General features: G+C 69.1%; 8 protein-coding genes and 1 pseudogene. 6 read left to right on the top strand and 3 right to left on the bottom strand.

The features are described from left to right. Positions 1-160 precede the first annotated feature (160 nt). The 3 genes from P3T27_RS36105 to P3T27_RS36095 are packed head-to-tail and all read right to left on the bottom strand — an operon-like array spanning position 161 to position 1029. Entirely contained in the window at positions 161-499 is a 339-nt protein-coding gene (locus tag P3T27_RS36105) for a hypothetical protein (protein ID WP_280685539.1), read from the bottom strand. Between the two features lie 14 nt (positions 500-513). Further along, a complete protein-coding gene (locus P3T27_RS36100; RefSeq protein ID WP_280685538.1) occupies positions 514-837 on the bottom strand; it encodes a hypothetical protein in 324 nt (107 codons plus the stop codon). Between the two features lie 9 nt (positions 838-846). Continuing rightward, a complete protein-coding gene (locus tag P3T27_RS36095) occupies positions 847-1029 on the bottom strand; it encodes a hypothetical protein (protein WP_280685537.1) in 183 nt (60 codons plus the stop codon). Between the two features lie 586 nt (positions 1030-1615). Between P3T27_RS36095 and P3T27_RS36090 the strand changes: the two are divergent. From P3T27_RS36090 to P3T27_RS36065, 6 genes and pseudogenes are all read left to right on the top strand, one after another. Continuing rightward, positions 1616-2222 (top strand): annotated as a pseudogene (locus tag P3T27_RS36090) (ParA family protein). Then, positions 2222-3388: a ParB N-terminal domain-containing protein gene (locus P3T27_RS36085; protein ID WP_280685536.1), complete on the top strand. Its 1167-nt coding sequence runs from the start codon at positions 2222-2224 to the stop codon at positions 3386-3388. Before P3T27_RS36090 ends, P3T27_RS36085 begins: the two are co-directional and overlap by 1 nt. A gap of 656 nt (positions 3389-4044) precedes the next feature. Then, on the top strand, positions 4045-4791 hold the full coding sequence (locus P3T27_RS36080; RefSeq protein WP_280685535.1) for a hypothetical protein: 747 nt from the start codon (positions 4045-4047) through the stop codon (positions 4789-4791). 806 nt (positions 4792-5597) lie between these two features. Beyond that, the gene (locus P3T27_RS36075) at positions 5598-5987 is read left to right on the top strand and encodes a hypothetical protein (RefSeq protein ID WP_280685534.1); all 390 of its coding nucleotides are present in this window, start codon (positions 5598-5600) and stop codon (positions 5985-5987) included. After that, complete coding sequence (locus P3T27_RS36070) at positions 5987-7756, top strand: alpha/beta hydrolase (protein ID WP_280685533.1); 1770 nt, start codon at positions 5987-5989, stop codon at positions 7754-7756. Before P3T27_RS36075 ends, P3T27_RS36070 begins: the two co-directional genes overlap by 1 nt. Next, entirely contained in the window at positions 7753-8367 is a 615-nt protein-coding gene (locus P3T27_RS36065; RefSeq protein ID WP_280685532.1) for a hypothetical protein, read from the top strand. Before P3T27_RS36070 ends, P3T27_RS36065 begins: the two co-directional genes overlap by 4 nt. The last annotated feature ends 37 nt before the right edge of the window (positions 8368-8404 follow it).

Below are 8404 nucleotides of genomic sequence, written 5' to 3'. Positions count from 1 at the left end.
CTCATCCGCATAGCGCATACCAACGGCATAGCGCGCAGATGACCGTCAGTCAGCTACACGAACAGGCCAATCACCCCGAAGCGCCGAAGTCAGTACCTACGGGGCCAGGAAGCAGGTCCTTGCAGCTACGACTCCCCATGGGCACGGCAGTCATGGGCCACTACTGGTCCCAGCCACGGGTGCCTTCGGGATCCCGGTCGAGGGTGTACTCGCTGCGCCAGCGGGCCCGCACCTGGGCGACCTGCTCGCGAGTCGGGGTCAGGTACTTGTGCCAGCGGGATTCGACGCCGTGGGGGTAGCCGAGCAGGTTGCCCAGCACGTTGTTCACGGCGTCGTCCTCCAAGTCAAGGGTCGGCGGCGACGGCCAGGATGCCTCGACTGCGGCGATCTCCTCCCGGGTGAAACCCATGAGGGTGTGGAACTCCCAGTCCTCGAAGAACGGTCCGTTCACGGCTGCGTCAAGGCACTCCTTGATGATCCGCAGCTCTTGTTCGGTCATCCGCTCGATCGTGTTCACAGCTGAATGATCTCATCGCGCGCCGCACCCGAGCGCACACCACCCAGCCAGTGGCTACGCCTCAAGCGGGATGGTGGCGAGGGTGTTTCCAGCAGATCTGCCAGCCGGGCAGGTCCGCCGCCGATCGGGACGCGCTGCCAGTGGACCTCGTTGACGATGATCCGGCTCACGGTGAACAGGGCGTGGCCGGGCCGGACTCGGTGGATGGTCTGCGCGAGGTCGTCGGTGTCGGTGTCGGCGGCCGCGTAAGCGGCGGTCGTGTGGAGCACATCGAGCGGGTATCCGGTGGAGTCCGGGCCAAAGACCCGGTGGACGGCCATGCGGACCCGTTACTGCAGGGCGGCGAGTTCACCGTCGGGGTGGAGGTCGAGCTGTACGCCCGTGCGGTAGGTGATCGGTGACCCGGCCTGCAGGTTGATCGGCCCACTCCAGGCCACCGCGACGCGCAGTGGCCACCGCGTCGTTTCGGCCGGGCCCCGCGTCTGCGGGGAGGAGAGGTCATTCCTCGGCATCGCCAAGGAGACCACCGGCTGACCCCCGCGGGTGCGGGGAGGAGACTTCCTGACCTGGGACGACGCGGCGCCTTTGGAACTTCTTGACCAGGTGCGGTACCCGGGGATGCCAGCGGGCATCCAAACTGCCGGGCCGTCACAAGGATCGGGACACCGTCCCACACGCCAGCACCGTACCGACGGCGAGTGTGCCAGGCCCACCGTACTCAGAACAGGCCACAGCAAAATGCTGTCGTAGCACCCCGTGCTTCGATCCACATGCCCAGACATTCGCCTTTCATGCGTGTCCCCCCTCTGCCACACGTACGTCGTCGTAGCTGCGGAGAACAAATCAGGACCACTTCGAAGAGAAGCGTTCACCTCTCGACGCGGAATCAGATCCGATCATTGTGCTCTATGACACGCGGGTCGCGTCAGACTCCTAGCTGATCATCTGGAATGCTGTCTCAGTCCGCCGTCACGGCTTTGAGCGGCGGGCATTCCGAAGTACCGGGCAACACCGCCCGGGAAGCCCACGGAGAGAACGGAACATCATGAAGCCATCTGTGCTTGTCGTGTCCACCGACCCCCAGGGGTCCGCCGTCGTCTGGGCGGAGCGGGTGGGAGACAACCTGCCCTTCGACTTCATGGCGGCGCACGAGCAGGCCGATCAGCTGATCCACCTGAAGAAGACCGGCGCGAAGATCCACGTCATCGCCAACCAGAAGGGCGGCGTGGGCAAGACCACCACCACGGTCAACCTCGCGGCATGCACCTTCGACGTCCTCGGCGAGAAGGACGAGTACCAGCACATCTTCATCGATACGCCGGGCACTCTGGCCGACGAGGAGATCCTGCGCAGCGCGCTGGAGATCGCGGACGACGTGCTGGTTCCGATGATCACCGAGCCGCTGTGCTTCGACCCGACGGCCCGGACCATCCAGAAGGTCATCGAGCCGATGGACATCCCGTTCCGGATCGTCGTCAACAACTGGGACCCGCGGGACGGTCGGGCCGATCTCGAGGACACCGAGGCGTACATCACGGCGAGGGGGTGGCCCCGTGCCAAGACCGTCCTGCGCCGATACAAGATCCACTCGCGGGCGGTGGCCGAAGGGACCGTCGTCACCCAGTACAAGGAGAGCGGCACCGCCTACCGGGCGCGTGAGGACTTCTTCCGTCTGTCTCTCGAGCTCGGGTACGGGGGTCGCTGATGGCAGGCCGTCGTGTCTCCTTCGCCTCGATGGCCGCTGACCCGGTCGTCGACGCCCCGGGTGTGGACAGCAGCGCCAACGACACCCCGGCGCGGTGGGTCCCCACCGCCAACTGCCTGCCGAACCCGCGCAACCCCCGCGACGAGCTGGGCGACCTCTCCGACCTGGCGAGCATCAAGGACCGCCAGCTGCAGAGCTGCCTTGCCGTCACCCCGGAGGCCTACCTGCGGCTGTGGCCGGAGGACCGTCAGGCGCTCGGCGCGGGCCCGCAGGACGTCGTCGTCGTCAACGGCAACCGCCGCCGCGCTGCAGCGCAGCTGTACGGGCGCGAGCAGTTGCTCGTCGTCGTGGATGACACGGTGGCGGAGTCCAAGGCGACCCTGCTTCGGGCGGCGCTCGACGAGAACATGGCGCGCAAGGACTTCGACCCGATCGAGGAGGCCAACGCGGTCCTGCTCATCGTGGCGCAGTACCCGACCGCCAAGGAGGCTGCCGAAGCCGAGGGCTGGTCCCAGAGCTGGATCTCGCACCGCAAGAACCTGCTGAAGCTCCACCCTGAGCTGCAGCGTCAGGTGCGGGCCAAGGCGCGTGGCGAGGAGGGCGTCTCCATCAACGTCGCCCGTCGGCTGGGGTCGGTGAAGGGCATCGAGGAGATGTCCCTGGCCGAGCAGACGGCGGAGCTGGAGCAGTTGCTCCAGGCCGACGCCGACGCGGTGGCCGAGAAGCGGGCGGCGAGGCTGGAGGCGAAGGCCGCGGCAAAGGAGGCGGTCACGGTGGCCCCTGCCGTATCTGCCCCCGCCGCTCCGGCGCCGCAGCCGGCGGCCACACCCGCACCGGCCGCCCAGCCGGTCGCGGACGTGACGCCGGCAGCGGCGCAGCCGGTGGTTCCTCCAGCGCCCCGGCCGGTACCTGCCCCGCAGGCTCCGCTCGCGAGCGCCGAACCCACGCCGAGCGCCGACCGATTTTCCGCGGAAAATTCCGAGCCGCTTCCGATGCCGGAGCAGCGCGAGAAGCCGGCAGCCGCCACTCCTCAGGAAGAGCTCGGTGACGTCGACTGGCACAACGTCGAGGAACTGGCAGACGCCATCTGCCGCACCCTCTCGGCCGACGAGGCCTACCGCCTAGCCGACGCCCTGGCCAACCGTCTGCTGACGACCAGCAACTGACAGATCAGTGGTGTCTCGCCCCGCCGACAGGTGGGGCGAGACACCACTGATCTTCGCGGGGCCCATGACGGGGTCACTGGGGTCCAACAAGCTCCCCAAATCGGACGATCAACCCGAGGCGCAGCTGTCAGGAGCACGTGGCACGATGTCAACTGCTCCTTGACTCCTCAACAGCCCAGCAGTGCCAGCGAAGTGCCACCTCCGGCCAACATCGCTGGCGTCCCGTCAGTCAAGATATGGCAAAGCCTCTGCTGCGCCGCAGGTCAGGAAGCGTCCTCCCCGCACCCGCGGGGGTCAGCCGGCCGTTCTGCCCGGCCTGAGCATCCTGGAGGAGTCCTCCCCGCACCCGCGGGGGTCAGCCGGTGGGGTTGGGCAGGGCGGGCACGGCGGGACCGTCCTCCCCGCACCCGCGGGGGTCAGCCGGGGGGCGGGTGGCTTGTTCGCACTGCCTGAATGTCCACCAGCCGCACGCTTACGACGCTTTCCGAGTGCGGCCGCCGGCGATCTTCCTTCTCTCGCAAGTCAAGTCGGTACTTACGGGGCATTTTGCCGCGTAAGTACCGCTTCCCGTTTTCGCTTGACTCCGCACGCACCGTGTCGCAAGCATGGCCGTAACCGCCGGGGGAGGGCCTGTGAAGCGAGGTACCGTCCGTCAGATGTCGAAGCTCGGGCGACGGCATCGGCTGACCGCCGTGGCGGCCGTCGCCGTTCTCGGTGGCGGCTTCGCGGTCGACGCGTGGCTGAACCAGGACCCGGAAGCCAAGGTCTACGAAGGCCCCGTGGCCGGCCAGCTGCTGCTGGTCAGCTCCGACGGCCAGACCCTGACACTCAGCATCGGCTGGGGTTGTGAGAAGCAGCCCGAACTCGTGGCCCGCGAGACCGCCGGCACAGTAAAGGTCTCCCTGCGGCACACCGTCCCCCCGGGGTTCTGCGACCCAGGCGGCATCGGACGGATCACAACCCACCTGAACAGACCGCTCGGGACCAGGGCGCTGAACGACGCCACAGGCAAGCCCGTCATCCACTTCGACGAGCGCAACCTTCTCCGGCCCGCGTTCCTGCCGGAGAACTACTACCCCTATCCTGCGGGCAGGATGGTCGAGTTGCCCGGCCTGGCCCCGCTCCCGACCGACACCCCGGCCTGGGCCAGCGGATACCGGCTGGGAACGGACCCTGAACAGGGGTCCCTGATCATCAGCCAGACTCTCCGGAACAGCACACCACCGACCGGGCGGGCCACCGGCGTCAAGGGCCACCCTGCGACCATCACGCAACCGGATCCTCATGACGGGCCCCGTTCGCTGACATGGTCGGACGGGACCTACACCTTCGTCGTCACCACCGGCGGCCCCCCACGACTCTCGGACCAGGAACTCATCCACGTCGCGGAGAACCTCGGGTAGCTGCCACCACGACGACGTCCGGCGGGACCGTTCATCGGGCAGGCCCCACCAGAACCGAGGCTGCGCCCGCAGCGGTCAGGGCGCAGTGACCTCGTCGACGCGGGTGATCCGTGCGGCTTCCTCGGTGCCGGATGTTCTCCCGGGCCCGCTGCGGGGCTGAGCGGTTGCGTCGCGCCGAGGACAGGGTCCGGTGGGCTTCGTGGGTGAGTTGTGAGCGCGCCTCCCGTTCGGCGGTTTCATCGAGACCGGCACCGGCTGCTACCAGTCCGCCAAGAGCCGCGCCGAGCCGAGCCGTGCCGGACAGAAGGGAATCAGTTGCACGAAAGCGGCAACAGCCCCCGGTGTGATCGAGTGTCCGTACGGGTGGACTCGGCCGACCACCGCATAGGCTTCCGGCCGGCCAAGGGGCTGTCACGGAAAGCGCAGTGGCTCGTCTTGGGGCCGATCCGGCGCGATCTCCCCGTCCGCGGGCGTGGCACGAGCCGTAGCCACGGGCTTGAGGCGCCTTCCCTCGCGCCTCGTGGGGGCCAGCCGTATCCCGCGTTCGAGCCGTCCTCCCCGTGCCTCGCGGCCGACCGCCCACTGTCGCACGCCACTGGTAGCCGCCGCACGCGGTCGGCGGCGCGGTACGGCTCATCGTTAGCGGTCCGCGTGACCGGTCCGCTCGGATGGGTCATGATCGCGGTCTGCTACGTTCACCTGCACGAATGAATCGCTCGGACGTGCGGTGATGCACACCGCAGCACAGCCACGACCATGCCGATCCGTGGGCGGGCGCAGGCCGGCTGACAGGGGGACCGGAATCCATGAACGCGTACGCAGGCTCGGACGGGCCGGGAGGGCCCTTCGCCGCTCCGACGGCAGCGCCGCCGCTCGGGCCGACCTTCGGGGTCAATCCGGCCGACCTGGACCTGGCGGCCAAGGCCGCAAAGGAGAGCGGTGAGGCGATGCCGGGCGAGCTCAAGGCGATCCATCAGCCCTCCGACACGGCGGTCGCCGCGCTGTCGGGCTGGCAGGTCGGCGCCTCGCTGCACAACTGCACCGCGGCGTGGGAGGAGCTGCTGAACAAGCTGGCCTCCGAGGTCGACGGGATCGCCCTGAAGCTGAGCCAGACCGCGACCGACTACCGCAACGCGGACAAGAACGGCGCCTCGGGTCTGAAGCCTTCCGGGCTGTTCCCGCAGGGGACGCGCTGATGGTTAGTCTCGCCCAGCTGCGCGACGCCGACCTGTCCGGCCTGGCGCCGGCGGCGACCGCCTACGACACCCTCGCCACCAACTTCGGCAAGCATGTCCAGAACATGCAGCACGAGGTCCTCAAGCACGTCCTCAACGCGAACTGGGTCGGCAACGCCGCCGGCGCCGCCAACGCCTCGCTGCAGCGCACCAGCAATCGGCTGGACGCCGCGCACACCGAGATGTCGGCGGTCTCCGGGCTGCTGCGCGAGGCCTCCGAGAGCTTCCTGCTGGCGCAGTCCAAGCTGCAGGTCGCGTTGCAGGAGGCCAAGGATCTGGGGCTGACGGTCGCCGACGACGGGACGGTGTCCTGGCCGGCGCCGGCCAAGGCCGAGAAGAACGACCCGGACTACAACATCCCCGAGCGGGCGAAGGCGCTGGCGAACCGGATCTCCGGCGCCGTCACCGAGGCGGGCAACGCCGACCAGAAGATCTCGGCGCTCCTGAACTCCCTGACCGAACGGGCCCGCAACGGCACGGGGCTGGAGACGGACAAGGCGGCCGCCGACCTGAAGGCCGTCACGCAGCAGGGCGTCGACCTGATGGCCGCCGGCTTCCCGCCCGCCGGCGCCTCGCCGACCGAGGTCAACTCCTGGTGGCGGGGCCTGACCTCGGCCGAGCAGCAGCGGCTCATCGAGGCGCATCCGGACCTGCTGGGCATGCGCGACGGCATCCCGGCCGTGGCCCGGGACCAGGCCAACCAGCTGAACCTCGCCAACCTCATCACCAAGTACCAGCAGAAGCCGAACCCGACGGACGACGAGAAGCAGAAGCTCAACGGGTTCCTCGCGATCAGCAAGCGCCTGGAGACGGACAAGGACAAGCAGCCCCCCAGGTTCCTGATCGGGATCAGCGAGGAGGGCCAGGGCCGCGGCATCCTGGCCTTCGGGAACCCGGACACCGCGAAGAACGTCAGCGCGTACGTGCCGGGGCTGGGCACCAAGCTCAGCGACGTCGGCGGCAAGGACGGCGACCGCGCCCTGAACGTGCTGAACGCCGCGCAGAAGGCCGATACCGACTCCACGTTCGCGTCGATGGTGTGGCTCGGCTACGACCCGCCGCCCGGCCTGGAGAAGCTCCAGGAGGGCGACACCCGGCCCCTTGAGGTGATGGCCACCGACCGCGCAGCCAAGGGCGGCGCCGCCTACGACACGTTCATGGCCGGGTTGCGCGCCACCCACGACGGGCCGCCCGCCCACCTCGTCGCCCTCGCCCACAGCTACGGCTCCACCACCGTGGGCCTGGGCGCGCAGATGAGCGGCGGCACCGGCGCCGACGACATCATCCTCGTCGGTTCCCCCGGCACCGGCGCGCAGCGGGCCTCGCAGCTGCACATCGACCCCAGCCACGTGTGGGTGGGCGACGCGGAGAACGACCCGGTCAGCCACCTGCCGTCCAAGGGCCGCGTGGCCAACGACATCCAGGGCGCGCAGCAGGGGGGCATGATCGCGGGTCCGATCGGCAGCGTCGTCAACGGCTACGTCGCCGACAAGATGTACGACTGGTTCGGCCCCGAGAACCAGCTGTGGTTCGGTCAGGACCCGGCCAGCGGGGACTTCGGTGCCAATCGCTTCGCGGTCGCCGACGGACCGGAGATGTCCTTCGACTCCCATTCGAACTACATGACCGACCCCAAGGAGTCGGAGTCGAAGACCCTGGAATCGGTCAACAACATCGGCCAGATCCTGGCCGGACAGTACGACCACGTCACGAGGCAGGACCACCGATGAACCACCGTTCCCGCCCCGCCCGGCGTCTGTCGGCGGCCCTCGCCGTCCTCGCCCTCGGTGCCACCGCCTGCACCGCCGGCGCCGGGGCGGGCGCCGGCCAGGGCCAGGGGAAGACTCCGGGCCCGCTCATCCCGCCCGCCCAGGCCCTGCAGAAGCTCGACTCCCTGCTGGCGGAGACGACCTCGGGCGTACAGCCGGCGCTGCGGTACTGGGACGCCTGGCCGCAGGCCACCGTGCGGTACTCCAAAGGCCTCGACGAGCACTCCCTCGGCTACGCCGCGGCCTCCCGCGAGCGCCACGTGATGACCAAGGTGGCCCCCGGCAAATACGACGCCCTGCTGGCCGCGGTACGCGACACCTGGCAGGCCAAGGGCTACCGGATCGACACGGGGCCCGCCAACCTGAAGGGCTTGTTCGCCACCACGGCGGACGGCTACGGCGTGAGCGTCACCATCCATCCCGCCGGGAACATCGACATCGGAGCCACCGTCAGCCCCGTCCCGGTGCCCGACGGCCGGGACCTGTTCGGCACCCCCACCCCCGACCCGGTCATGGCCAACGGCAACCCGGACGTCCTGCCCAAGTACGACGACCCGTACTGGTCGGTCTGACCGCCGCGCCCCGCCGGATCGCCTCCCGCCTCCTCGT

The organism is Kitasatospora sp. MAA19 (genome assembly GCF_029894125.1).
Taxonomy (GTDB): Bacteria; Actinomycetota; Actinomycetes; order Streptomycetales; family Streptomycetaceae; genus Kitasatospora.
The sequence above is the reverse complement of the archived record's forward strand: the minus strand, read 5'-3'. Positions and strand labels throughout refer to the sequence as shown.

Bases quoted from the DNA above. Each gene is read 5' to 3' on its own strand.
- P3T27_RS36085 (WP_280685536.1), top strand. From the start codon at position 2,222: ATGGCAGGCCGTCGTGTCTCCTTCGCCTCGATGGCCGCTGACCCGGTC.
- P3T27_RS36075 (WP_280685534.1), top strand. From the start codon at position 5,598: ATGAACGCGTACGCAGGCTCGGACGGGCCGGGAGGGCCCTTCGCCGCT.
- P3T27_RS36095 (WP_280685537.1), bottom strand. From the start codon at position 1,029: ATGCCGAGGAATGACCTCTCCTCCCCGCAGACGCGGGGCCCGGCCGAA.
- P3T27_RS36065 (WP_280685532.1), top strand. From the start codon at position 7,753: ATGAACCACCGTTCCCGCCCCGCCCGGCGTCTGTCGGCGGCCCTCGCC.
- P3T27_RS36070 (WP_280685533.1), top strand. From the start codon at position 5,987: ATGGTTAGTCTCGCCCAGCTGCGCGACGCCGACCTGTCCGGCCTGGCG.
- P3T27_RS36100 (WP_280685538.1), bottom strand. From the start codon at position 837: ATGGCCGTCCACCGGGTCTTTGGCCCGGACTCCACCGGATACCCGCTC.
- P3T27_RS36105 (WP_280685539.1), bottom strand. From the start codon at position 499: ATGACCGAACAAGAGCTGCGGATCATCAAGGAGTGCCTTGACGCAGCC.
- P3T27_RS36080 (WP_280685535.1), top strand. From the start codon at position 4,045: ATGTCGAAGCTCGGGCGACGGCATCGGCTGACCGCCGTGGCGGCCGTC.